The sequence below is a fragment of the Streptomyces sp. NPDC050703 genome (assembly GCF_040654435.1).
Lineage (GTDB): Bacteria > Actinomycetota > Actinomycetes > Streptomycetales > Streptomycetaceae > Streptomyces.
In genome coordinates this window covers 1-22,674 of the sequence record NZ_JBFAHX010000018.1, presented here as the reverse complement: position 1 = coordinate 22,674, position 22,674 = coordinate 1, and the positions used below count along the sequence as shown (strand labels likewise).

20 protein-coding genes are annotated in these 22,674 nt (G+C 72.7%); 8 read left to right on the top strand and 12 right to left on the bottom strand.

Annotated features, from left to right (window positions below; all coding sequences use genetic code 11):
* The first annotated feature begins 15 nt into the window (after window positions 1-15).
* From AB0I16_RS18530 to AB0I16_RS18520, 3 genes are read left to right on the top strand one after another with little or no spacing between them, the layout of a single operon-like run.
* Window positions 16-1,050, top strand: a complete 1,035-nt coding sequence (locus AB0I16_RS18530) for an ABC transporter substrate-binding protein (protein ID WP_363250472.1) — start codon at window positions 16-18, stop codon at window positions 1,048-1,050.
* Window positions 1,051-1,109: 59 nt separating this feature from the next.
* The gene (locus tag AB0I16_RS18525) at window positions 1,110-2,132 is read left to right on the top strand and encodes an iron chelate uptake ABC transporter family permease subunit (protein ID WP_363250589.1); all 1,023 of its coding nucleotides are present in this window, start codon (window positions 1,110-1,112) and stop codon (window positions 2,130-2,132) included.
* Entirely contained in the window at window positions 2,129-2,917 is a 789-nt protein-coding gene (locus AB0I16_RS18520; protein ID WP_363250471.1) for an ABC transporter ATP-binding protein, read from the top strand. The genes AB0I16_RS18525 and AB0I16_RS18520 overlap by 4 nt, the downstream gene beginning before the upstream one ends.
* A gap of 159 nt (window positions 2,918-3,076) precedes the next feature.
* Here AB0I16_RS18520 and glnA read toward each other — a convergent pair whose 3' ends face one another.
* Window positions 3,077-4,486 carry a type I glutamate--ammonia ligase gene (gene glnA / locus AB0I16_RS18515; RefSeq protein WP_363250588.1) on the bottom strand — a complete coding sequence of 470 codons (1,410 nt, stop codon included), beginning with the start codon at window positions 4,484-4,486 and terminating at the stop codon, window positions 3,077-3,079.
* A 227-nt stretch (window positions 4,487-4,713) separates the two neighbouring features.
* Between glnA and AB0I16_RS18510 the strand changes: the two genes are divergently transcribed.
* On the top strand, window positions 4,714-5,181 hold the full coding sequence (locus AB0I16_RS18510) for an RDD family protein (protein WP_363250470.1): 468 nt from the start codon (window positions 4,714-4,716) through the stop codon (window positions 5,179-5,181).
* Between the two features lie 98 nt (window positions 5,182-5,279).
* Here the strand turns inward: AB0I16_RS18510 and AB0I16_RS18505 are convergent, their stop codons facing one another.
* The 4 genes from AB0I16_RS18505 to lipB form a co-directional block, all read right to left on the bottom strand.
* Window positions 5,280-5,987 (bottom strand): DUF4191 domain-containing protein, encoded by a 708-nt coding sequence (locus tag AB0I16_RS18505; RefSeq protein WP_363250469.1) that lies wholly within the window; start codon window positions 5,985-5,987, stop codon window positions 5,280-5,282.
* Between the two features lie 30 nt (window positions 5,988-6,017).
* A complete protein-coding gene (locus AB0I16_RS18500; protein WP_363250468.1) occupies window positions 6,018-6,221 on the bottom strand; it encodes a hypothetical protein in 204 nt (67 codons plus the stop codon).
* A 317-nt stretch (window positions 6,222-6,538) separates the two neighbouring features.
* A complete protein-coding gene (locus AB0I16_RS18495) occupies window positions 6,539-7,495 on the bottom strand; it encodes a lipoyl synthase (RefSeq protein WP_363250467.1) in 957 nt (318 codons plus the stop codon).
* Window positions 7,496-7,613: 118 nt separating this feature from the next.
* Window positions 7,614-8,447, bottom strand: a complete 834-nt coding sequence (gene lipB, locus AB0I16_RS18490) for a lipoyl(octanoyl) transferase LipB (RefSeq protein ID WP_363250466.1) — start codon at window positions 8,445-8,447, stop codon at window positions 7,614-7,616.
* Between the two features lie 217 nt (window positions 8,448-8,664).
* On the opposite strand from lipB, the gene AB0I16_RS18485 reads away from it, so the two are divergent.
* Complete coding sequence (locus AB0I16_RS18485; protein ID WP_363250465.1) at window positions 8,665-10,113, top strand: regulator; 1,449 nt, start codon at window positions 8,665-8,667, stop codon at window positions 10,111-10,113.
* A 121-nt stretch (window positions 10,114-10,234) separates the two neighbouring features.
* On the opposite strand, the gene AB0I16_RS18480 is transcribed toward AB0I16_RS18485, so the two are convergent.
* Together AB0I16_RS18480 and AB0I16_RS18475 are read right to left on the bottom strand one after the other, a co-directional pair.
* The gene (locus AB0I16_RS18480) at window positions 10,235-11,590 is read right to left on the bottom strand and encodes an FAD-dependent oxidoreductase (protein ID WP_363250464.1); all 1,356 of its coding nucleotides are present in this window, start codon (window positions 11,588-11,590) and stop codon (window positions 10,235-10,237) included.
* A gap of 211 nt (window positions 11,591-11,801) precedes the next feature.
* Window positions 11,802-12,722 (bottom strand): TIGR01777 family oxidoreductase, encoded by a 921-nt coding sequence (locus tag AB0I16_RS18475; protein WP_363250463.1) that lies wholly within the window; start codon window positions 12,720-12,722, stop codon window positions 11,802-11,804.
* A gap of 325 nt (window positions 12,723-13,047) precedes the next feature.
* Between AB0I16_RS18475 and AB0I16_RS18470 the strand changes: the two genes are divergently transcribed.
* On the top strand, window positions 13,048-13,536 hold the full coding sequence (locus AB0I16_RS18470) for a GNAT family N-acetyltransferase (protein WP_363250462.1): 489 nt from the start codon (window positions 13,048-13,050) through the stop codon (window positions 13,534-13,536).
* A 101-nt stretch (window positions 13,537-13,637) separates the two neighbouring features.
* Window positions 13,638-14,750, top strand: a complete 1,113-nt coding sequence (locus tag AB0I16_RS18465; protein WP_363250460.1) for a PP2C family protein-serine/threonine phosphatase — start codon at window positions 13,638-13,640, stop codon at window positions 14,748-14,750.
* Between the two features lie 58 nt (window positions 14,751-14,808).
* Here AB0I16_RS18465 and AB0I16_RS18460 read toward each other — a convergent pair whose 3' ends face one another.
* On the bottom strand, window positions 14,809-15,330 hold the full coding sequence (locus AB0I16_RS18460; protein ID WP_363250587.1) for a DUF4240 domain-containing protein: 522 nt from the start codon (window positions 15,328-15,330) through the stop codon (window positions 14,809-14,811).
* A gap of 134 nt (window positions 15,331-15,464) precedes the next feature.
* On the opposite strand from AB0I16_RS18460, the gene AB0I16_RS18455 reads away from it, so the two are divergent.
* The gene (locus AB0I16_RS18455; protein ID WP_363250458.1) at window positions 15,465-16,388 is read left to right on the top strand and encodes an SDR family oxidoreductase; all 924 of its coding nucleotides are present in this window, start codon (window positions 15,465-15,467) and stop codon (window positions 16,386-16,388) included.
* A 331-nt stretch (window positions 16,389-16,719) separates the two neighbouring features.
* Here the strand turns inward: AB0I16_RS18455 and AB0I16_RS18450 are convergent, their stop codons facing one another.
* From AB0I16_RS18450 to AB0I16_RS18435, 4 genes are all read right to left on the bottom strand, one after another.
* Window positions 16,720-17,739, bottom strand: a complete 1,020-nt coding sequence (locus AB0I16_RS18450; protein ID WP_363250457.1) for a WYL domain-containing protein — start codon at window positions 17,737-17,739, stop codon at window positions 16,720-16,722.
* Window positions 17,740-18,697: 958 nt separating this feature from the next.
* Entirely contained in the window at window positions 18,698-21,394 is a 2,697-nt protein-coding gene (aceE, locus tag AB0I16_RS18445; RefSeq protein ID WP_363250456.1) for a pyruvate dehydrogenase (acetyl-transferring), homodimeric type, read from the bottom strand.
* Between the two features lie 294 nt (window positions 21,395-21,688).
* Entirely contained in the window at window positions 21,689-22,312 is a 624-nt protein-coding gene (locus AB0I16_RS18440; RefSeq protein ID WP_363250455.1) for a GntR family transcriptional regulator, read from the bottom strand.
* 140 nt (window positions 22,313-22,452) lie between these two features.
* The coding region (locus tag AB0I16_RS18435; protein ID WP_363250454.1) for a 2-oxo acid dehydrogenase subunit E2 at window positions 22,453-22,674 on the bottom strand (222 nt) is incomplete at its 5' end.

Sequence of the window (22,674 nt, the reverse complement as noted above, 5' to 3'; positions counted from 1 at the left end):
GACCCAAGGGATCACGTGTCCTCGAAAGCCCGCATACGTACCTTCGCCCTGTCCTGCGCGGGAGTGCTCGCGCTGACCGCGTGCGGCGGCCCCGCCGGGGAGGGGACGGCGGGGGCGGCGAAGCCCGGCTACCCCGTGACCGTCACCTCCTGCGGTGCGAAGACCGAGGTCGAGGCCCCGCCGAGGCGGGCCGTCTCGCTGGACCAGGGCTCCACGGAGATCCTGCTCTCCCTCGGCCTCGCCGACCGCATGGCGGGCACGGGCACCTGGACCGACCCGGTCCTGGAGAACGTGGCGAAGGACAACGCCACGGTGGAGCGGCTCGCCGACCGCTACCCCGCCCTGGAGAAGGTCCTCTCCAAGGAGCCCGACTTCGTCAGCGCCTCCTTCCTCTACACCGTCGGCAAGGGCGGCGTCGCCGACCGCGCCAAGTTCACCGAACTCGGCGTCCCCGTCTACGTCTCGCCCAGCGACTGCGCGGGCAAGGACAACGCGGGCGGCGGCGACGGCAAGCGCGTCAAGACGCTCACCATGGACACCGTCTACGGCGAGGTGCGCGACCTGGCGAAGGTGTTCGGGGTCGAGGAGCGCGGCGAGAAGCTGATCGCCGGCCTGAAGGCGCGTGTCACCAGGGCCACCGAGGACATCGACGCCTCCGGCACCTCGCTCCTCTACTGGTTCGCCAACTCCGACGCCCCCTACATGGCGGGCTGCTGCGGGGCCCCCGGCATCATCACGCGCGAGCTGGGCGCCGAGAACGTCTTCGACGACACCCACGAGGAGTGGCCCCAGATCAACTGGGAGACCGTCGCCGACCGCGACCCCGACGTCCTCGTCATCGGCGACCTCACCCGCAAGTCGCAGTCCGCCGAGAGCGCCGCCGCGAAGATCAAGTTCCTGGAGACCAACCCGGCGACCAAGAACCTGACCGCCGTCAAGAAGAAGCGGTACGTGCTGCTGAGCGGCCAGGCGATGAACCCCACGATCCGTACGGTCGACGGCATCGAGCAGGTGGCCGCGGGGCTGCGGAAGTTCGGGCTCGTCAAGTGAGGTCCGCCGCTCCCGTGACACGGGACGCGTCACGCCGGGGCCCGCTGCCGCGGGGTCCGCTGGCGCGGAGTCCGCTGCGCCGGACTCTGCTCTGGTCGGCCGGGGCCGCCGCGCTCGTGCTCTCCGTGGCGGTGGCCGTCACCATCGGCCCCGCCGACATCTCCGTACCCGACGTCTGGTCGGCGGTGGCCGCACACCTCGGCTGGGGAGAGGCACGGCTGACCCCCATCAGGGACGGCATCGTCTGGAACCTGCGGATGCCGCGCACCCTGCTCGCCGCGGTCTGCGGCGCGGGCCTCGCGGTCTGCGGCGCGGTCATGCAGTCCCTGCTCCGCAACCCGCTCGCCGACCCCTTCGTGCTCGGGGTCTCCTCGGGCGCGTCCACGGGCGCGGTGGCGGTCGTGGTCCTCGGCGTCGGCGGGGGAGCGCTGTCGGTCTCGGCGGGCGCCTTCGCGGGGGCGCTCTGCTCCTTCGCCCTCGTCCTGCTCCTGAGCCACACCCTCGGCGGCTCGACGGACCGGGTCGTGCTCTCCGGCGTGGCCGCCATGCAGCTCTTCTCCGCGCTCACGTCGTTCGTCATCCTCACCGCGGGGGACGCCGAGACCACCCGCGGCGTGCTGTTCTGGCTCCTCGGCTCGCTCAGCGGGGCGGGCTGGACGGACGTGTGGATGTGCGGCGCGGTGCTCGCGCTCGCCCTGCTGATCTGCCTGGGCCACGCCCGCACGCTCGACGCCTTCGCGTTCGGCCAGGACGCGGCGGCGACACTGGGCGTACGGGTGGCCCGTACGCGCCTCGTCCTGCTCTGCGTCACGGCGCTGCTGACGGCGGCCCTCGTCAGCTCGGCCGGCGCCATCGGCTTCGTCGGCCTGGTCCTGCCGCACGCGGCCCGCGCGATCGTCGGCTCCGGCCACGCCCGCCTCCTCCCGGTCACGGCGCTGGCGGGGGCGGTGTTCCTGGTCTGGGTGGACACGCTGGCCCGCACGGCGCTCGACCCCCAGGAGGTGCCGGTGGGCGTGGTGACGTCACTCATCGGGGTACCGGCGTTCGTGGCGGTGCTCCACCGGACCCGGAGGGTGTCATGACGGTGACGGCCGCCGCCGGGGGAGACGGCCTGCGCGCCGAACGCGTGGCCCGCGAGGCCGGGGGCCGCCTGGTGGTCGACGGCGTCAGCCTGGCCCCGCCGCCCGGCGCCACCGTGGGCCTCCTCGGCCCCAACGGCTCGGGCAAGTCCACGCTGCTGCGCATCCTCGCCGGGGTCCTCGCCCCGGCCTCGGGAGTGGTCACCCTGGACGGCCACCCCCTGCGGGACACCCCGCGCCGCACGGTGGCGCAACGCATCGCGGTGGTGGAGCAGCACGCCACCACCCAGGTCGAGCTGACCGTACGGGACGTCGTACGCCTGGGCCGCATCCCGCACCGCCGCGCGTGGTCGGCCCCGTCGCCGCGGGACGAGGAAGCGGTGGCGCAGGCCCTGCGGCGCACCGGCCTGACCTCCCGTGCGGCCCAGTCCTGGCACACCCTCTCCGGCGGCGAACGCCAGCGCGTCCAGATCGCCCGCGCCCTGGCCCAGGAGCCCCGCGAACTCCTCCTGGACGAGCCGACGAACCACCTGGACATCCAGCACCAGCTCGACCTGCTCACCCTGGTCGCCGAACTCCCCGTCACCAGCGTGATCGCCCTGCACGACCTCAACCTGGCGGCGATGTTCTGCGACCACCTGCTGATCCTGAAGGACGGCACGGCACACGCGGCGGGCCCGCCGGCGGAGGTCATCACGGAGAAACTGATCGAGGAGGTCTACGGGGTCCGCGCGGTGGTGACCCGGCAACCGGCCGGCGGCCCCTCGGTCCGCTTCCTGCGGGGCTGAACCGGAGCAGGCCACGGAACACGAGTGGCCCCGCGGAGACGGCCCCCGGAGCCGCCCGCCACCGGAAGCGGCACGAGCGCCTGCCCCCAGCAGGACGTGCTGGGGGCAGACGCTCGAAGAAGTCCTCGGCCCACTGCCCGCCGAGTGAGGGCTTCCCTCTTAGAGGTCGAAGTACAGCTCGAACTCGTGCGGGTGCGGCCGCAGCTGGATCGGGGCGATCTCGTTCGTGCGCTTGTAGTCGATCCACGTCTCGATCAGGTCGGACGTGAAGACGCCGCCCGCCTGGAGGTACTCGTTGTCCGCCTCCAGGGCGTCGAGGACCGCCGGGAGGGACGTCGGGACCTGCGGGACGCTCGCGTGCTCCTCGGGAGCCAGCTCGTAGAGGTCCTTGTCGATCGGCTCCGCCGGCTCGATCTTGTTCTTCACGCCGTCCAGGCCCGCGAGGAGCAGGGCCGAGAACGCCAGGTACGGGTTCGAGGACGGGTCGGGCGCGCGGAACTCGACGCGCTTGGCCTTCGGGTTCGAGCCCGTGATCGGGATGCGCATGGCCGCGGAGCGGTTGCGCTGCGAGTAGACCAGGTTGACCGGGGCCTCGAAGCCGGGGACCAGGCGGTGGTAGGAGTTCACCGTCGGGTTGGTGAAGGCGAGCAGCGACGGGGCGTGCTTCAGGATGCCGCCGATGTAGTAGCGCGCGGTGTCCGAGAGGCCCGCGTAGCCCTGCTCGTCGTAGAAGAGCGGGTCGCCGCCGGACCACAGGGACTGGTGGACGTGCATGCCCGAGCCGTTGTCGCCGAAGATCGGCTTCGGCATGAACGTCGCGGTCTTGTTGTTCTGCCAGGCGACGTTCTTCACGATGTACTTGAAGAGCATCAGGTCGTCGGCCGCGGCGAGCAGCGTGTTGAACTTGTAGTTGATCTCCGCCTGGCCCGCCGTGCCCACCTCGTGGTGCTGGCGCTCGACCTGGAGGCCCTGCCGGTCCAGCTCCAGCGAGATCTCGGCGCGCAGGTCGGCGAAGTGGTCGACCGGCGGGGCCGGGAAGTAGCCGCCCTTGTAGCGGACCTTGTAACCGCGGTTGTTCTCGACGGCACCGGTGTTCCAGGCGCCCGCCTCGGAGTCGATCTCGTACAGGGAGCGGTTGGCGGAGGTCTCGAAGCGGACCGAGTCGAAGACGTAGAACTCGGCCTCGGGACCGAAGTACGCGGTGTCCGCGATGCCGGTGGAGGCCAGGTACGCCTCGGCCTTCTTGGCCACGTTCCGTGGGTCACGGCTGTACTGCTCACCGGTGATCGGGTCGTGGATGAAGAAGTTGATGTTCACGGTCTTGTCGCGGCGGAACGGGTCGAGGCGAGCCGTCGACAGGTCGGCGCGCAGCGCCATGTCGGACTCGTGGATGGCCTGGAAGCCGCGGATCGACGAACCGTCGAACGCCAGCTCCTCGTCCGGGTCGAACGCCGCCGCCGGGATCGTGAAGTGCTGCATGACACCGGGCAGGTCGCAGAACCGGACGTCGATGAACTTGACGTCCTCGTCCGCGATGTACTTCTTCGCGTCGTCGGCGTTCTGGAACAACATCCAACTCCTCCTACTCCCGCCCGGGGCGGGACGGGGTTGCAGCTCACTGTGCGGCCGGTGCGGTGGCACACGCTGGGACCCGACCATAAGGACGGAGGATTTCTCAAGCGTGACCCATTTGTTTCGCCGAAGTTAACCGGCCCGGGGGCACCGGCCCGCGGGGGTCTCTCCTCCCGCCTACCCCGCCCGGCCCCGTTCGCACGTGCGCGCAGTACCGTGGACGGGTGGACAACAGGCAAGTAATCGGATCGTGGCTGTCCGGCCCGCGCGCCGCCGCGGAGGACGCCGGCGTCGACTTCGGGTACCGGGGACAGCAGCTCGGGCTGCCGGAGGAGGGGCCGGGCTCGATCGCGCGGCCCGGCCGCCGCATCGGCGCCATCGCCGTGGACTGGGGCCTGTGCATGGTGATCGCATACGGTCTGTTCGCCCGCGGTGACCAGCAGGCCATGGGCAACTGGGCGCTCGGCATCTTCTTCGTCATGAGCGTCCTCACCGTCGGCACGGTCGGCTGCACGCCGGGCAAGGCCCTCTTCCGGCTGCGCGTGGTCGCCGAGGGCGGCGGGCGGCTGGGCGTCGGCCGGGTCCTGGCCCGCAGCGTCCTGCTCTGCGTCGCCGTCCCCGCCCTCATCTGGGACCGCGACGGCCGCGGCCTGCACGACCGCCTGGCCCGCGCCGTGCAGATCCGGATCTGAGGACCGGTACGACGACGGCCGCCCCAGCACGGCGAAGGCCCCGGAACCTGCTCGGTTCCGGGGCCTTCGCCGTACTGACGCTTGTGGGAGACGCGGGATCACTTCATCTTCGGGCCGCCGCGGGGCATCCGCATGCCTTTCGGCATCGGGCCCTTCGGGAGCGGCATGTTCGACATCAGGTCGCCCATGGCGCGCAGCCGGTCGTTGGTGGCCGTCACCTGCGGGCCGGTGAGCACGCGCGGCAGCTTCAGGAGCGTCGTGCGGAGCTTCTTGAGGGAGACCGTGCCCTCGGTGGTGCCGACGATGACGTCGTGCACCGGCACGTCCGCCACGATGCGGGCCATCTTCTTCTTCTCGGAGGCCAGCAGGCCCTTCACCCGGTTCGGGTTGCCCTCGGCCACCAGGACGATGCCGGCCTTGCCGACGGTGCGGTGCACCACGTCCTGGCTGCGGTTCATCGCGACCGCGGGGGTCGTCGTCCAGCCGCGGCCGATCTTGTCGAGCACCGCGGCCGCCGCGCCGGGCTGGCCCTCCATCTGCCCGAAGGCGGCACGCTCGGCCCTGCGTCCGAAGACGATCGCCATCGCGAGGAAGGCGAGCAGGAAGCCGAGAATGCCCAGGTAGACCGGGTGACCGATCAAGAAGCCGATCGCGAGGAAGACACCAAAGGTGACGATTCCCACAGCCGCGATGATCAGACCGATTTTCGAGTCGGCCCGACGGGTCATCTTGTAGGTCAGAGCGATCTGCTTGAGTCGCCCTGGCTCCGCGGCCGCATCCGCCGCGGTGGATTCCTTCCTCGCCATGCTCTTGAGTCTACGTGCCCCCGGAAGCGACTACGACGTGCGGGTTGCCACGGTCTCCTCGAACACGCGCAGCGCCTCGACCCGGTCCTTGGCGCGGCGACGGTCCTCAAGCACGGAAGTCCAGGCGTTGCGGCGTGCCGTGCGCTGGCCGCCGCTCATGAGGAGCGACTCGACGGCGCGCAGGGCGACGGAGACGGACGGGATGGCGGTGGCGCGTACGGGCGCGGCCTGCATGGTGGGGCCCTCCTGGGAAGCGACTCGGGTGAGGAGCAGCTGTGGGTAAGGATGTACGTGCGGTGATACCAGGGTCACTGTTTGGTGTTACCAGGGCGTGACCGACCGGTCAAACGCCGATGAAACCTTGATGCGCCGCCCAAAAACGACGACGCGGTCCATACGCGTCCGCGACCTGCGGAATCGTACGAACCGCGTCGTTGCGGCTTCTACCAGTCAGTAGCTGCTTGTGCGGCGTTTCACACGGGGCCCACGCGTCCGGCACGTGCCGGTGTCACCAGCCCCGGCGGCGCGCCGCCGGGCGGAGAGCACCCGTGTCAGACCGCCGCGACCGCGCCGCGCTGCTCCATCGCCATCTGGTAGAGCCGCCCGGCCCGGTACGAGGAGCGGACCAGCGGGCCCGACATGACGCCCGAGAAGCCGATCTCCTCGGCCTCCTCCTTCAGCTCCACGAACTCCTGCGGCTTGGCCCAGCGCTCCACGGGGTGGTGGCGCACCGACGGGCGCAGGTACTGCGTGATGGTGATGAGCTCGCAGCCCGCCTCGTGCAGCCGGTGCAGCGCTTCGCTGATCTCCTCGCGCTCCTCGCCCATGCCGAGGATGAGGTTCGACTTGGTGACCAGGCCGGCCTCGCGCGCCCGCGTGATGACTTCGAGCGAGCGCTCGAAGCGGAAGCCGGGGCGGATGCGCTTGAAGATGCGGGGCACCGTCTCCACGTTGTGCGCGAGCACCTCGGGGCGCGAGGAGAAGACCTCGGCCAGCTGCTCGGGCACGGCGTTGAAGTCGGGGATGAGCAGCTCGACCTTGGTCTGGCCGGCCTCGCGCTCCGCCGTCATGGCGTGGATCTGGCGCACGGTCTCCGCGTACAGCCAGGCGCCGCCGTCCTCCAGGTCGTCGCGGGCGACGCCGGTGATCGTGGCGTAGTTCAGGTCCATCGTGACGACGGACTCGCCGACGCGGCGCGGCTCGTCGCGGTCGAGGGCCTGCGGCTTGCCGGTGTCGATCTGGCAGAAGTCGCAGCGCCGGGTGCACTGGTCACCGCCGATGAGGAACGTGGCCTCGCGGTCTTCCCAGCACTCGTAGATGTTCGGACAGCCCGCCTCCTGGCAGACCGTGTGCAGGCCCTCGCTCTTCACGAGCTTCTGCAGGGCGTTGTACTCGGGGCCCATTTTCGCCCGGGTCTTGATCCACTCGGGCTTGCGCTCGATGGGGGTCTGGCTGTTCCGGACCTCCAGGCGCAGCATCTTGCGTCCGTCGGGTGCGACTGCGGACACATCGGCTCCCTGTAGCTTCGATTCTTCGGCGCACCCCAGGGTACGCCCGTGATGTCGTTGGGCTTACTTCTGGCCAACCTCTGGCCAAGGGGGTCCATTCCCCCGGGTCCCCGTGCTGCTACGCGGAGGCCTTCTCGGGCGTCCGCGCCGCCTCGGGCCCCGCCTTCTTCTCGATCAGCCGCGGCTTGAGCTCCGCGTTCTCCAGTACGTCGCGCAGATGCCGCTCGGCCACGGGCAGCACGTCGGCGATGGTGACGTCGCGGCCGAGCTCGTTCGCGAGCGATGTGACGCCCGCGTCGCGGATGCCGCACGGGATGATCCGGTCGAACCAGGTGTTGTCCGGGTTCACGTTGAAGGAGAAGCCGTGCATCGTGACGCCCTTGGCGACGCGGATGCCGATGGCGGCGATCTTGCGGTCCTCGCGGCGCTGGCCCGCGTTGGACGGCGCGTACTCCGGGCCGTTGAACCGGGCGTCGAACTCCTCGTCCGTCAGTCGCGGGTCGAAGTCGAGGGAGAGGCCGCCGAGCGCGGGGCGCCGCTCCACCGGATCGCCGAGGACCCAGACGCCGCTGCGTCCCTCGACGCGGCTGGTCTCCAGGCCGAACTCCGCACACGTACGGATAAGAGCCTCCTCCAGGCGCCGTACGTGTGCTACGACGTCGACGGGGCGCGGCAGCTTCTGGATCGGGTAGCCGACGAGCTGGCCGGGGCCGTGCCAGGTGATCTTGCCGCCGCGGTCCACGTCGATGACGGGGGTGCCGTCCAGGGGACGCTCGCTGTCCTCGGTGCGGCGGCCCGCGGTGTAGACCGGCGGGTGCTCGACGAGCAGACAGGTGTCGGGGACCTCGTCGGCGAAGCGGGCGGCGTGTACGCGGCGCTGCTCGTCCCAGGCCTCCTGGTACTCCACGGCGTCGGGGCCGAAGCCCATGCGGACGAACCGAAACTCACTCACGGCAGGTGCCTCCCTGAACATTCACCGTGCACATATCGCGCCCCTGCCACTGTACGGGCCCCCTCGTCCGACAACTCCGGCCCGGGTTCCTCACACGATCGGATGAATGAGGTGCGAAGGTGCCGAAAGGGGCGGTGAGGGTCGTTACATTCGCGCCGTTCACGGAGCCGTAAGGGCTGCTCAAGGCAGGCCCGGAAGGCAGGAGACCGCACAGCCGATGACGGAACGACCTCCGCAGCGCACCCCAAACCGCCAGCTCTCGGCCCTGATCGCGGAAGCCGGGTTCTCCAATGCGGGCCTCGCGCGCCGCGTCGATCAGCTCGGCCTCGAACACGGCCTCGATCTGCGGTACGACAAGACGTCGGTGACCCGGTGGCTGCGCGGGCAGCAGCCCCGAGGCACCGCGCCCGCTCTGATCGCCGAGGTCTTCACGCGGCGCCTCGGGCGCCGGCTCACCGCGCAGGACCTCGGTCTCGACGCCTGCGCCCCGGTCTACGCGGGCCTGGAGTTCGCCGCCACCCCCGAGGAGGCCGTGGACATCGTCAGCGCTCTCTGGCGCAAGGACTCCGGGAGCCACGCGGAGCTTCGGAAGATCGCCTTCACCGCGGCCGGGCTCGTCGTGCCGAGCCGCGACTGGCTGATCGGCAGGGCCGACGAGCGGGTGGCGCGCGGCGAACCCACCCCCTCGCACGCGCGCGTGCCCCCGCAGGGGCGCTCCGTCGTGCCCCGCCAGCGCAGGGATTCCGACCGCGGGCCGGGACAGCGCGTGACCAGCGGTGACATCGCGGCCCTGCACTCCGTCGGCGAACTCTTCCGCTCGCTCGACGACGCGTACGGCGGCGGTCACGCCCGGCAGGCCCTCGTCCGCTACCTGGAGCACGAGGCCGAGCCGATGCTGCGCGGCACCTACGGCGAGCAGGCCGGGCGGCGGCTCTTCGCGGCGGCCGCCGATCTGACCCGCCTCGCGGGCTGGACCTCGTACGACATCGCGGCGCACGGTCTGGCCCAGCGGTACTACGTCCAGGCGCTGCGGCTCGCGCAGGCGGCGGGCGACCGGGCCTACGGCTCCTACGTCCTGGTCACCATGAGCCGCCAGGCCGTCTACCTCGGGCACGGCAGGGAGGCCGTGCAGCTGGCCCGCGTCGCCCAGCAGGGCGTCGGCTCGTCCGCGCCGCCCGTCGTGATGGCCCTGCTGTACGCCGCGGAGGCGCGCGGCCACGGGGTGCTCGGCGAGGTGCGGGCCTGCACGAACTCGCTGACGCGGGCCGAGCGGTCCCTGGAGGCGGCCAGGCCGGGCGACGAGGTGCCGCACTGGGCCCGCTTCTTCGACGAGGCCCAGCTCGCGGACGACCTCGGGCACAGCTACCGCGACCTCCAGCAGTACCGCTCCGCCGCCCAGCACGCCGAGCGGTCCCTGCAACTGCGCGCCCCCGCCCTCGCGCGCAGCCGCCTGTTCTGCCGGGTGGTGCTCGCCACCGCGCGGCTCGGCCTCGGCGACCTGGAACAGGCCTGCCAGCTGGGCGCGGAGGCCGCGCAGGAGGCCGGGGAGATGCGGTCCACCCGGGCGCACGAGTACGTACGCGACTTCGAGCGCCGCCTTGAGCCGTACCGGGACGCGACGCCCGTACGGGGCTACCGCGACAAGGTCACGGCCGTCTTCGGATAGATTCCGCGGAATGCGCGGAATGCGCCGCCCGCCCCGACCGTGGAGGCCCGGTCGCGGGCGGAAGCCCCCGCCGTGGGGGCGCGGGGGCTTCCTGGAGGGTGGCCGAGGGGGACGGCGGGGGTCAGGCGGCGGAGGGCAACTCCCGGGTGTCGCCGTCCGCCGGGGTGATGCCGAAGTCCCTGAGGGCCGCGTGGCCCGCGCGGCGCCCCGAGTGCAGCGCGCCCTGGACCGTGCTGGTGTCCCGGTGGTCCCCGCAGACGTAGAGCCCGCCGAGCAGCCGCACCGGGCGGCGCGGGTCGTGCGGGGGCGGCATCGCGGGCACCGCCTCGCGGGTGTGGTGGCGGGCGAGGAGCTCCCAGCGGTGGGTCGGGGTGCCGTAGAGCGCGGCGAGGTGGGTGCGCACGGCCCGCGCGTCCGGCGGCGGTCCGAGCACCGTGGAGGAGACCAGGACCCGGCCCGCGGGCGCGCGGGACGGGTCGACCTGGCTGACGACCGCCGTGTGGGCGACCGGGCCCGCGCGGTCGGCGTCGAGGAGCAGCCCCGCACCCTCCATCGGCGGCTCGGGCGCGGTGTGGTGGAACACCGTCACCTCGTGGAAGGGCGGCACCCGCAGTCCGGGGAGCAGCTCCGCGGCGGCGCGGGCGTCGGTGGCGAGCAGCACGGCCCGGCAGTCGATCACGCCGTGCGCCGCGGTGGTGACGGAGGTCGTGGAGACCGAGGTGACCCGGACGCCGGTGTGCACCGTGCCGGGCGGCAGCGCCGCGGCGAGCAGTTCGGGCAGTGCCTCGGCGCCGCCCTCGGGGAGACAGAGCCGGCCGCGCGCGTAGGCGTGCAGGGCGAGGTCCGCGCACCGGCTGGAGGTGGTGAGGCCGGGGTCGCAGAGCAGCGCCGAGAGCAGCGGGCGCAGGAATACGTCGATGGTGCGCGAGGGCAGTCCGCGGGCGGCGAGGGCCCTGCGGGCGGGGAGTTCGGGGCGGCCGAGGAGCCGCTCCACGGGGGTCGCCCCGATGCGGGCGAGCGCGGCGCCGAGCCGGGCCTGGTCGAGGGGGCCGCCGAGGGGCGCCGGGCGCGGGAACGGCCTCGGCGCGGACTTCACGGCACGCGGCACGCGGGGGGCGCGCGCGAGGGCGCGCGCCGCGGTGAGTGCGCCTCTCGCGCTCCGTGCGGGCACGGGCTCCGCCGCCCGGTGGTGCCGGCCGTCGCTGTGCACCAGGATGCCGGGGGCGAACGGGCGCAGCACGAGCGAGTCGAGTCCCGGCGTGCGGCGCAGCTCCGGATAGGAGGTGGTGAGCAACTGCCCGATCCTGTCGAGCCGGAAGCCGTCGACCTTCTCGGTCGCCATCCTGCCGCCGACGCAAGGGGCGGCCTCCAGGACCACGGTCGCTACTCCGGCGCCGGTCAGCCGGTGCGCGGCCGAGAGCCCCGCGGCCCCGGCCCCCACGATGACGACGTCCGCATGGTGCGCAGGCTCTAGCACGTGCCCCTCCCAGAGGTCGCGCGGGCTGGTGGGGATCTGATGCCCCCCACAGGGCTCTCGAACACAGGGGTTCGGATCAAGCGTAGGAGCGCCCCCACGGCGGTGCAGTCGCGCACGGACCGGGCACGGTCGCACGCGGGTCGCACGCCCCGGCGGGCCGCCCGCCGCCGTCCGCTCCGGCTCCGCCCCGGCTCCGGCCAGGCCCGGCCCCTCAGCCCCGGCGCGGCTGTGCCAGCGCCGCCCGCAGCGTCTCCTCGATGCCCGGATACGTGAACGCGAAGCCCGAGTCCAGGAGGCGGGCCGGCCGGACGCGCTGGCTGCCCAGCACGTCGCCCGCCATCTCGCCCAGCGCCACGCGCAGCGCGGGGGCGGGCGCGGGGAAGAGCGTGGGGCGGCGCAGCACCCGGCCCATCGCGGCCGTGATCTCGCCATTGGTGAGCGGTTCGGGGGCGGTGAGATTGACCGGGCCCGACAGGGTCTCGGTGGCGAGGAGATGCCGCAGGGCGGCCACCTCGTCGTGCAGGGAGATGTAGCTCCAGTACTGCCTGCCGTCGCCGAGGCGCCCGCCGAGGCCCGCCTTGAAGAGCGGGAAGAGGCGCGCCCAGGCGCCGCCCTGACGGGCCACCACGAGGCCGTTGCGGGCGATGACCGTACGGATGCCCGCCTCCTGCGCGGCGGCGGTGGCCTCCTCCCACTCCACGCAGAGCGCTGGCAGGAAGCCCGTGCCGGCGGGGGCGGTCTCGTCCACCGCCCGCGCGCCGGTGTCCCCGTAGTAGCCGATCGCCCCCGCGTTGAGGAACACCCGGGGTGGTTCGTCGAGCGAGGCCGCCGCCGCGGCGAGCGCGGAGGTGCCGAGGACCCTGCTGTCGCGCAGCTCCCGCTTGTAGGCGGCCGTCCAGCGGTGGTCGCCGATCCCGGCGCCCGCGAGGTTGACGACCGCCGTGCAGCCGGCGAGCCCCGCCGTGTCGACACGGCCGCTCGCGGGGTCCCAGCGCACCTCACCGGGGCCGCGGGGCGCCCTGCGCACCAGGCGGACCACGTCGTGCCCGTCCGCGGTGAGGGAGCGGGTGAGCGCCGTGCCGATGAGCCCGGACGCGCCGGCGACGGCGACGCGGGACCGTGTGGTTTCCATGCCCCCATCCTGTCCGAAAAGACCGGAAGGAACCCGGCGAGGAGGGTGCGGGCGGCACAGACGACTTCGGAGGGTGCGGACGGCACGTCCGGGGAACGGGGAGGGCGCGGACGGTATGCCCGGGGGACAGGGAGGGTGCGGGCGGCACAGACGACCTCGGAGAGTGCGGACGGCACGCCCTGAGAACAGGGAGGGTGCGGACCGCGCGGAGAGGCACGGAGGTTGCGACGGCACGTCCTGGGAAGAGGGAGGGCGCAGAGGGGCGCGGAGGGTGTGGAGGCCGGGCTCCGGGTGGGGCGCGGTGGGGCCGCCGTACAGTGGCGCCATGCCGGAGTTGCACATACGCACCGCCCTGCTCGAAGACGACGCCGCCCTCGCCCGCCTCGACCGCGCCGCATGGTCCCCGCTGCACGCGGTCCTGCCGCGCCCCCAACCGCCCTACGACCCCTTCTTCAGCGACCGCTTCGGCCCCCACGACCACCTCGTGGCCGAACTCGACGGGCGGCTCGTCGGCTACGTGAAGATCGGCCTGCCCACCCCGCTCTTCTCCAACGCGCACGTCCGCCAGATCCAGGGTTTCCTCGTCGCCGAGGAGGCGCGCGGCCGCGGCGTCGGCCGGCGCATGATGCGCGCCGCCCTGGACGAGGCGCGCAGACAGGGCGCCCGGCGCGTCACCCTGCGGGTCCTCGGGCACAACACTCCGGCCCGCAAGCTCTACGAGGCCGAGGGCTTCGTGATCGAGGGAGTACTGCCCGGCGAGTTCCTGCTCGACGGCGAGTACGTCGACGACGTGCTCATGGGCCGCTCCCTCTGACCGCCCCCGCCCCCGCGTCCGCCCGGCGCCGGCCGCGGGGCGGGGCACCCTACGGACCGGCCCGGCGTGCGGTGTCCCGGCGCGCGTAGGAGCGTGTAGGGATGATCAGGGCTGCGGCGAGACGGCGCGACGCCGACCAGCGCGACTGGCTGCTGCGCGGCACACCGCCCCCGCCCTGGGTGCGGTGGCCGCCGCCGCTGCTCCTCGCCGCGGTCGTCCTCGTCCAGACGCTCACGCCGAAGACGCTGGACCTGAGCTTCCTGGTCGCCGCCGTCACACCGCTCGCCGCCCTCTCCTACGGGCCCACCGCCACCGCCCTGCTCGGCGGCCTCGTCCTGCTGCTGCTCACCCTGCCCGGCCTCGGCATCGGCCACCCCGGCAACAGCGACCAGCTGACGATCACCTTCATCGTCCTGCTCAGCGTGCTCTTCGCCTGGGTCCGCGGGCGCCGCGAACGGCAGCTCGTCACGGTCAGCACGGTCGCAGAGGCGGCCCAGCTCGCGGTGCTCCCGCCGCTGCCCGACCGCGTCGGCCGGGTGCGGTGCGCGGGCCTGTACCAGGCGGCGCAGCGCGAGTCCCTGGTCGGCGGCGACTTCTTCGACGTACGCACCTCGGCGCACGGCGTACGCGCCCTGGTCGGCGACGTGCAGGGCCACGGGCTCGCCGCCGTCGGCACGGTCGCCTCGCTGCTCGGCGCCTTCCGCGAGGCGGTCATCGACCAGGCCGACCTGGAGGGCGTCGCGGCGCGCCTCGACCGCAGGCTCATCGTCGACTCGGCGGACGAGGAGAACACCGAGCTGTTCGCCACGGCGGTGTTCCTGGAGTTCCCCGACGGCTCCGACGTCGTGCACGTCGTCTCGTGCGGCCACCCGGCCCCGCTGCTCCTGCGCGGGCCCGAGGTCACCGAGCTGGCGGTGGTGTCGGGCCCGCCGCTCGGCCTCGGCATCGCGGGGACCGACCCGCCCCAGCGGCTGACGGTGCCGCTGTTCGCCGGGGACCGGCTGCTCGCCCTGACCGACGGCGTCTGCGAGGCCAGGGACGCGACGGGCGCCTTCTACCCGCTCCTCGAACGGCTCACCGCCATGATCGAGGCGGACCCGCAGGTCATCGACGACCCGGCGGCGTTCACGGAACAGGTCTGGTCGGACGTCATGCGGTACGCGGGCACCGTACGGGACGACGTGACGATGATGGTGTTCGCGCCGGAGCGGTAGCCGTCCGCGACAGCTACCGCGGGGCCGGGCGCCGCGCCGGGCGCCGCGCCGGCGGGGGTCAGTCGGACATGAAGCGGGCCCACAGCTTCGGGTAGTGCCGCGCCATCACCGCGTCGTCCTCGAAGTCGATCGGCGTGCCGGTCGGCTCCGGCGGCGCGGGCCGGATGCCGAGGTCGGCGGCGACGACGCCGGTGAGCTGCTCGTACGCCTCGTCGGCGGCGTAGCCGAGCTCCTCGCCGTCGCCGTCCAGATCCTCGTCGAAGTCGTCGAGGAGGTCGGCCAGGGCGTCGGGGTCGTGCACCGCGCCCTCGTAGACCGCCCTGCCCTGGCCGATCAGCCAGCAGCGGAAGTAGTCGAAGGCGTCGTCGCTCGCGCCGCCGAGCAGCACCCAGGCGGCGCCCCACAGGTCCCAGCGGTAGGCGCGGTTGTAGCGGGCCTCGAAGTGACGGGCGAAGTCCAGCACGGCATCCGGGTCGGAACCCACCAGACGCTCGACGAGCAGCTCGGCGTGGTCCTCGGGGTCGCCGCCCGCGGCCTCGCGGGTGCTGTCCACGATCTCCCAGAACTCCGTCTCGTCCATCACGCGTCCAGCATCGGTCCTGGGCGGTGCGGGCGCACGCGGAGTGCGCCGGAATGCGGCTGTCTCGTTATGCGTGCACATGCCCCCGGAAAAGCCGACAGGAGGTGTCGGCTTTTGGTGGAAGCGTCAGGGACATGGAGAGAACACGACCCCTGACAGGGAAGATCGCCCTCGTGGCGGGCGCCACCCGCGGCGCGGGACGCGCGATGGCCGTGGAGCTCGGCCGCGCGGGAGCGACCGTGTACGTGACGGGAAGGACCACGCGCGCACACGTCAGCGAGGTGGGTCGCGACACGGAGACCATCGAGGGGACCGCGGAACTCGTGTCCGCCGCGGGCGGCGAGGGCATCGCCGTACCCACCGACCACCTCGAACCGGAACAGGTCCGGGCACTCGTGGAGCGCGTCGACCGCGAGCGGGGCCGCCTGGACATCCTCGTCAACGACCTCTGGGGCGGTGACACCTTCGTCGAGTGGGACAAGAAGATGTGGGAGCACGACCTCGGCAACGGGCTGCGGGTCCTGCGCCTCGGCGTCGAGTCCCACATCATCACCAGCCGGTACGCGCTGCCGCTGCTGATCAGGAACCGCGGCGGTCTGGTCGTCGAGGTCACCGACGGCACCGAGGAGTACAACCGGCGCTACCGCAAGCCCCTCTACTACGACCTCGCCAAGGCCGCCCCGCTGCGGATGGCGCGCGGACTCGCGGAGGAACTGACGGAGTACGGCTGCACGGCCGTCTGCCTGACACCCGGCTGGCTGCGCTCCGAAGCCATGCTCGACACGTACTTCAAGGTGTCCGAGGAGAACTGGCGGGCCGGGTGCGAGCAGAATCCGCACTTCGCGATCTCGGAGACGCCGACGTTCATCGGGCGCGCCCTCGCCGCGCTCGCCGCCGACCCGGACGTGGCGCGCTGGAACGGCGCCTCGCTCTCCAGCGGCGGGCTCGCCAAGGAGTACGGGTTCACGGACGTCGACGGCTCGGCGCCGGACGCCTGGCGGTACCTCGTGGAGGTCGACCAGGAGAGCCCGGAGGCGGATGTGACGGGGTATCGGTGAGCCGGGGGTCCGGTCCTCTGAGGGGTGTGGGGCGTCTGCTGCGTCTTGTCGGTAGGGTGTCCGGCCTTGTCGGCGGGGCGTGTGGCCGTGTCGGTGCGGCGTGCGGACCCGCTGGTGCAGCGGCTGGTCCGGTGGGTGCGGCGTCCAGGGCCTGTCGTTTGGATCAGGTCGACTGGAGGGGCGTTGCCTTGTCGGCCGGGCCCTAGCGGGGTCTGGTGCGTGCGGCTGCAAGGCGGAGGAGGGCGACGACGCGGAGCGTCGGCAACTGACGACAACGCCGCAGATGTGCGTGCCAGGGCGCGCGACGCCGGGCAGATCCAAACGACAGGACCTAGCCGCGCTGGTGCGGCGTGCCCTGTTGGTACAGCGCGGCCGAGCGGGTCGCCGCGTCCGCGAACCGTGCGCGCAGGGCGGTGGGCTCCAGCACCTCCGCCTCCGGGCCCAGCGCCATGAGCTGGGTGTAGGCCACGTCCTCGTTCTCGACGGGCAGGGTGACCGTCACCCGGCCCGTCGCGTCCGGGCCGCCCGCCGACGCCAGCGCCTCGCGCACGACCGAGCGGTCCATGGCGTACGGGAGCTGCCGCACGCCCGCCTCCGTGAGCCGCACGACGGCCTCGGAGCGCAGGATCGCCCGCGCGAACTCGGCCGCGCGCGCCTCCCAGAAGGCGGGCAGGTCGAACTCCTCGTCGCGTACGAAGCGTTCGGTGCCCGGAGTGAGGCCGGTGAACCTGTCGACGCGGTAGACGCGGTACGTGCCGTGGTCGGGCACATGGTCGGGCACGTGGTCGGGCACATGGGCGCACAGGTACCAGACGCCCGCCTTGAGCACCAGGCCGTACGGTTCCAGCTCCCGCTCCACCTCGGTCTCCTGGCGCAGGTAGCGGGCGGAGACCCGGCGGTCGTCCCACACCGCGTCGGCGACGGCAGGCAGCAGCCGGGGGGCGGGGATCTCCTGGAACCAGCCGGGGGCGTCCAGGTGGAAGCGTTGCGCGGCGCTCCGGGGGGCGTCCTTGAGGGACGGCATGAGCGCGGCCGAGACCTTGAGGCGGGCCGCCGACGCGGCGTCCTCCAGGCCCATCTCGCGCAGGGCGCCGGGTACCCCCGAGAGGAACAGGGCTTCCGCCTCGCTGCGGCCGAGGCCGGTCAGGCGGGTGCGGTAGCCGCCGATGAGGCGGTAGCCGCCGGTGCGGCCGCGGTCGGCGTAGACGGGGACCCCGGCCTCCGACAGGGCCTGGGCGTCACGGGTGATGGTCCGCTCGGAGACTTCCAGCTCGGTGGCGAGTTCCGTGGCGGTCATGGAGGGTCTTGCCTGGAGGAGCAGCACCATTTTGATGAGGCGGGCAGCGCGCATGCCCCCATGATGCCGCCGGGTCCCCCCGCTTCGCGGGTCCCTCTGCTCCTGGGTCGGCCCGCGGTGGGGCGGGGCGCCGTCGCTACGGGGCGCGGCTTTCTCGGCGCCCGCCCTTGCCCTGCGGTGTGGCCTCCGGGCGCGTCTCCCACCCGCCCGCCCGTCGCTCTGCGGTGTGGCCCCTGGGCAGCCCGTCGCCGTCTGCGGGCGCGTCCACTCCATCCCGCCGCTTCGCGGCGAATCTCTCCCACCCACCCGCCCGTTGCCCTGGGGTATGGCCCCTGGGCAGCCCGTCGCCGTCTGCGGGCGCGTTCGCCCCATCCCGCCGCTTCGCGGCGAACGTCTCCCACCCACCCGCCCGTTGCCCTGGGGTATGGCCCCCGGGTAGCCCGTCGCCGTCTGCGGATGCGTTCGCCCCATCCCGCCGCTTTCGCGGCGAAACTCCCGCCCGCCCGCCCGCCCGTCGCCCCGCAGCATGGCCTCTGCCTCACCCACCGAACCGTTGCCCCTGGATGCGGGGTGAACGGGTGGGTGGGTGGGGACATCCGCCGCGAAGCGGCGGGATCTTGCGCCGAAGCCAGGGAGCACGGTGAACCGGGCGCCCCCTCCGGCACCGCAGCGAGGCGAACCGCCCCCCGGGGCGCCCCCACCGCAGCGAGGCGAACCGCCCCCCGGGGCGCCCCCACCGCAGCGAGGCGAACCGCCCCCCGGCGCCCCTTCGCCGCAGCGAGGTAAACCCCCAGCCCCCGCCGCAGCCAGGTGAACCAAAAGCCGCCGCAGCGAGGCGAACCGCCTCCCCCGGCGCCCCCGCCGCAGCGAGGCGAACCGCCCCCCCCGGCGCCCCCGCCGCAGCGCGGTGAACCGGAAGTCGTCGCGCGGAGCCGTGCGAGGGGAAGCGGAAGCCCCCGCTCCGCGGCTTGGCGGGGCGGGGGCTGGAGGGGGGCGGGACGGGCCTCGCGGGCTACAGGCCGTACTTCGCCCGAGCCTCCTTCACCGCCGAAGCCGGCACCTCGCCCCGGCGGGCCAGCTGGGCCAGCGCCGCCACCACGATGGACTCCGCGTCGACACCGAAGTGGCGCCGCGCCGCGTCACGCGTGTCGGAGAGGCCGAAGCCGTCCGCGCCGAGCGAGGAGTAGTCCTGCTCGACCCACTGGGCGATCTGGTCCGGGACCTGGCGCATGTAGTCGGAGACGGCCAGGACCGGGCCCTGGGCGCCTTCGAGGGCCTGGCGGACGTACGGCGTGCGCTCCTCGCCGCGCAGGAGTGCCTCGTCGGCCTCCAGCGCGTCGCGGCGCAGCTCCGTCCACGAGGTCGCGGACCACACGTCCGCGGCCACGCCCCACTCCTCGGCCAGCATCTTCTGCGCGGCCAGCGTCCAGTGGATGGCCGTACCGGAGCCGATGAGCTGGATGCGCGCGGCGTTGGCCGCGGGGGAGAGGCCCGCGGACTCCGCCGTGTTGAAGCGGTAGAGGCCGCGCACGATGCCCTCGTCGACACCCGCGGGCTTCGCGGGCTGCGGCATGGGCTCGTTGTAGACCGTGAGGTAGTAGAAGACGTCCTGGTCCTCGCCCGGAGCCGCCTCGCCGTACATGCGGCGCAGACCCTCCTTGACGATCGCGGCGATCTCGTACGCGAACGCCGGGTCGTAGGAGAGCGCCGCCGGGTTCGTCGCGGCGATCACCGGCGAGTGGCCGTCGGCGTGCTGGAGGCCCTCGCCCGTCAGCGTCGTACGGCCGGCCGTGGCGCCGACGAGGAAGCCGCGGCCGAGCTGGTCGCCGAGCTGCCACATCTGGTCGGCGGTGCGCTGCCAGCCGAACATCGAGTAGAAGATGTAGAACGGGATCATCGCTTCGCCGTGCGTCGCGTACGACGTCGACGCGGCGATGAAGTCCGCCATGGAACCGGCCTCGGTGATCCCCTCGTTGAGGATCTGGCCGTCCTTGGCCTCCTTGTAGTACATCAGCTGGTCGCGGTCGACCGGCTCGTACGTCTGGCCCTTCGGCGAGTAGATGCCGAGGGACGGGAAGAGGCTCTCCATGCCGAAGGTGCGCGCCTCGTCGGGGACGATCGGCACCCAGCGCTTGCCGGTCTGCTTGTCGCGCACCAGGTCCTTGACCAGGCGTACGAACGCCATGGTCGTCGCCACCGACTGCGAGCCCGAGCCCTTGTCGAAGGAGGCGAAGGTCTTGTCCGCGGCGGCGGGCAGCGGGGCCAGCGGCTGCGTGCGGCGGGCCGGGGCCGGGCCGCCGAGGGCCGCGCGGCGCTCCTGGAGGTAGCGGACCTCGGGGGAGTCGGCGCCGGGGTGGCCGTAGGGCACCTGGCCGTCGACGAACGCGCTGTCCGGGATCGGCAGGCCGAGCAGGTCCCGCATGTCCTTGAACTCGTCCACCGTCAGCTTCTTCATCTGGTGGTTGGCGTTCTTGGACGCGAAGCCCTTGCCGAGGGTGAAGCCCTTGACGGTCTGCGCGAGGATGACGGTCGGCGCGCCCTTGTGGGTGAGCGCCGCACGGTAGGCCGCGTAGACCTTGCGGGCCTCGTGGCCGCCGCGCGAGAGGTGGAAGCACTCGCTGATCTTGTCGTCGCTGAGCAGCTTGCCCAGCTCGACGAGGGCGGGCTCGGCACCGAAGAAGTGCTCGCGGATGTAGGCGGCGTCGCGCGTCGCGTACGTCTGGAACTGCGCGTCCGGCACCTCGCGGAGGCGGCGGACCAGCGCGCCCGTGGTGTCGAGCTGGAACAGCTCGTCCCAGGCGTTGCCCCACAGGACCTTGATGACGTTCCAGCCGGCGCCGCGGAACTGGGCCTCCAGCTCCTGCACCACGCGGAAGTTGGCGCGGACCGGGCCGTCGAGGCGCTGCAGGTTGCAGTTGATGACGTACGTGAGGTTGTCCAGACCCTCACGCGCGGCCAGTGCGAGGGCCGCCGTCGACTCGGGCTCGTCCATCTCGCCGTCACCGAGGAACGCCCACACGTGCGAGGAGGAGACGTCCTTGATGCCGCGGTTGGTGAGGTAGCGGTTGAAGCGCGCCTGGTAGATGGCGGAGAGGGGGCCGAGGCCCATCGACACCGTCGGGAACTCCCAGAGCCAGGGCAGGCGGCGCGGGTGCGGGTAGGACGGCAGGCCGTTGCCGCCCGCCTCCTGGCGGAAGTTGTCGAGCTGCGTCTCGTTCAGACGGCCGTCGAGGAAGGCGCGGGCGTAGATGCCGGGGGAGGCGTGGCCCTGGATGTACAGCTGGTCGCCGGAGCCATCGCCCTCCTTGCCCTTGAAGAAGTGGTTGAAGCCGGTCTCGTACAGCCAGGCCGCGGACGCGAAGGTCGCGATGTGGCCGCCGACGCCGTGCTTGGAGCCGCGGGTGACCATGGCGGCCGCGTTCCAGCGGTTCCACGCGGTGATCTTCCGCTCCATCTCCTCGTCACCGTCGACAGCCGGCTCGGCGGAGGTGGGGATGGTGTTGACGTAGTCCGTTTCGAGGAGCTTGGGCAGCGCCAGGCCCGCGCCCTCGGCACGCTCCAGCGTGCGGCGCATCAGGTACGCGGCACGGTGCGGCCCGGCCGCCTGGGTAACGGCGTCCAGGGAGGCCTGCCATTCGGCGGTCTCCTCGGGGTCGCGGTCCGGGAGCTGGTCGAGCTCGCTCGGCTGGATAGCGGAGGGGTCGGTCATTGCGCCGCCTTCCTGAGTCGGAGGGGGTCCCCTGTTCGGTAAGGGGTGGGGGTGCCATGTCTGGCAGGACAGGGCGTGAGGCTCGGGTCAGAGCCCGTCGTCGACTGTAAGCCCGTGATCGATGATCGATCAAAGCTTGAACGGCAAAATCTCTTCAGATGAAGAAAGTCGGCATCCGGTGCCATGAAAGTGGGCACCGCGTGCCTTCGATTTGAAGGATTCGCGCAGGTCGGAGCGCGTATGAGCGGCCTACGAAGACCATGAGCGCCCGGCCGCGGGGTCGGTCCCGCGGGGTCAGGCGCGCGGTGCGCAGCCCAGGACGTGGGCCTTCACCAGCTCCGCGATGGCGGGATCGCGCTCCCGGAAGGCCGAGACCAGCGCCTCGTGCTCCTCCGCGTAGGACTGCTGGACCGTGCCGAGCCAGCGGATGGAGAGCGCGGTGAAGACCTCGATGCCGAGGCCCTCCCAGGTGTGCAGCAGCACGGAGTTGTCCGCCGCCCGCACCAGCTCGCGGTGGAAGGCGACCGTGTGCCGCACCTGCCCGGTGCCGTCCGCGAGCCGGTCGGCCTCGTACAGGGCCGCCACGTGCGGCTCCAGGGCCGAGCAGTCCTCGGCGAGGCGTTCGGCCGCGAGCTCGGCGGCGATCGCCTCCAGGCCCGCCCTGACCGGGTAGCTCTCCTCCAGGTCGGCCGCGGTCAGATTCCGCACCCGTACGCCCTTGTTGGGCGCCGACTCGATGAGCCGCAGCGTCTCCAGCTCCCGCAGCGCCTCGCGCACCGGGGTCTGCGAGACCTCCAGCTCCACCGCGATGCGGCGCTCCACGATGCGCTCGCCCGGCTTCCAGCGCCCGCTGACGATCCCCTCCACGATGTGCTCGCGGATCTGGTCGCGCAGCGAGTGGACAACGGGCGCGGTCATGTGGGCTCCTCCGGCGGGGGCATCGGGACCCCAAGGGCGTGTGACCCCTAGACAATACGGCTGCGCCCCCGCCCGGAAGGCTCCGGACGGGGGGCGCAGGCGCTGATGAGACGAGTCTTACAACGTCTCGCGCGGCGGTGCTACAGGCCGAGCTCGACCTCGAACTCGCCGGCCTCCAGGATCGCCTTGACCGCGGTCAGGTAGCGGGCGGCGTCGGCGCCGTCCACCAGGCGGTGGTCGTAGGAGAGCGAGAGGTAGGTCATGTCGCGGACGGCGATGGTCTCGCCGAGGTCGGGGTGGTTGATGACGACCGGGCGCTTGACGGTGGCGCCGATGCCGAGGATGGCGGCCTGGTTCGGCGG

Excerpts from the sequence above, each read along its gene's own strand:
- AB0I16_RS18460 (WP_363250587.1), bottom strand. The coding sequence starts at position 15,330 with ATGGACGAGACGGAGTTCTGGGAGATCGTGGACAGCACCCGCGAGGCC.
- AB0I16_RS18520 (WP_363250471.1), top strand. The coding sequence starts at position 2,129 with ATGACGGTGACGGCCGCCGCCGGGGGAGACGGCCTGCGCGCCGAACGC.
- AB0I16_RS18505 (WP_363250469.1), bottom strand. The coding sequence starts at position 5,987 with ATGGCGAGGAAGGAATCCACCGCGGCGGATGCGGCCGCGGAGCCAGGG.
- AB0I16_RS18450 (WP_363250457.1), bottom strand. The coding sequence starts at position 17,739 with ATGCGCGCTGCCCGCCTCATCAAAATGGTGCTGCTCCTCCAGGCAAGA.
- AB0I16_RS18455 (WP_363250458.1), top strand. The coding sequence starts at position 15,465 with ATGGAGAGAACACGACCCCTGACAGGGAAGATCGCCCTCGTGGCGGGC.
- aceE (WP_363250456.1), bottom strand. The coding sequence starts at position 21,394 with ATGACCGACCCCTCCGCTATCCAGCCGAGCGAGCTCGACCAGCTCCCG.
- AB0I16_RS18470 (WP_363250462.1), top strand. The coding sequence starts at position 13,048 with ATGCCGGAGTTGCACATACGCACCGCCCTGCTCGAAGACGACGCCGCC.
- AB0I16_RS18475 (WP_363250463.1), bottom strand. The coding sequence starts at position 12,722 with ATGGAAACCACACGGTCCCGCGTCGCCGTCGCCGGCGCGTCCGGGCTC.
- AB0I16_RS18485 (WP_363250465.1), top strand. The coding sequence starts at position 8,665 with ATGACGGAACGACCTCCGCAGCGCACCCCAAACCGCCAGCTCTCGGCC.
- AB0I16_RS18500 (WP_363250468.1), bottom strand. The coding sequence starts at position 6,221 with ATGCAGGCCGCGCCCGTACGCGCCACCGCCATCCCGTCCGTCTCCGTC.
- AB0I16_RS18440 (WP_363250455.1), bottom strand. The coding sequence starts at position 22,312 with ATGACCGCGCCCGTTGTCCACTCGCTGCGCGACCAGATCCGCGAGCAC.
- AB0I16_RS18465 (WP_363250460.1), top strand. The coding sequence starts at position 13,638 with ATGATCAGGGCTGCGGCGAGACGGCGCGACGCCGACCAGCGCGACTGG.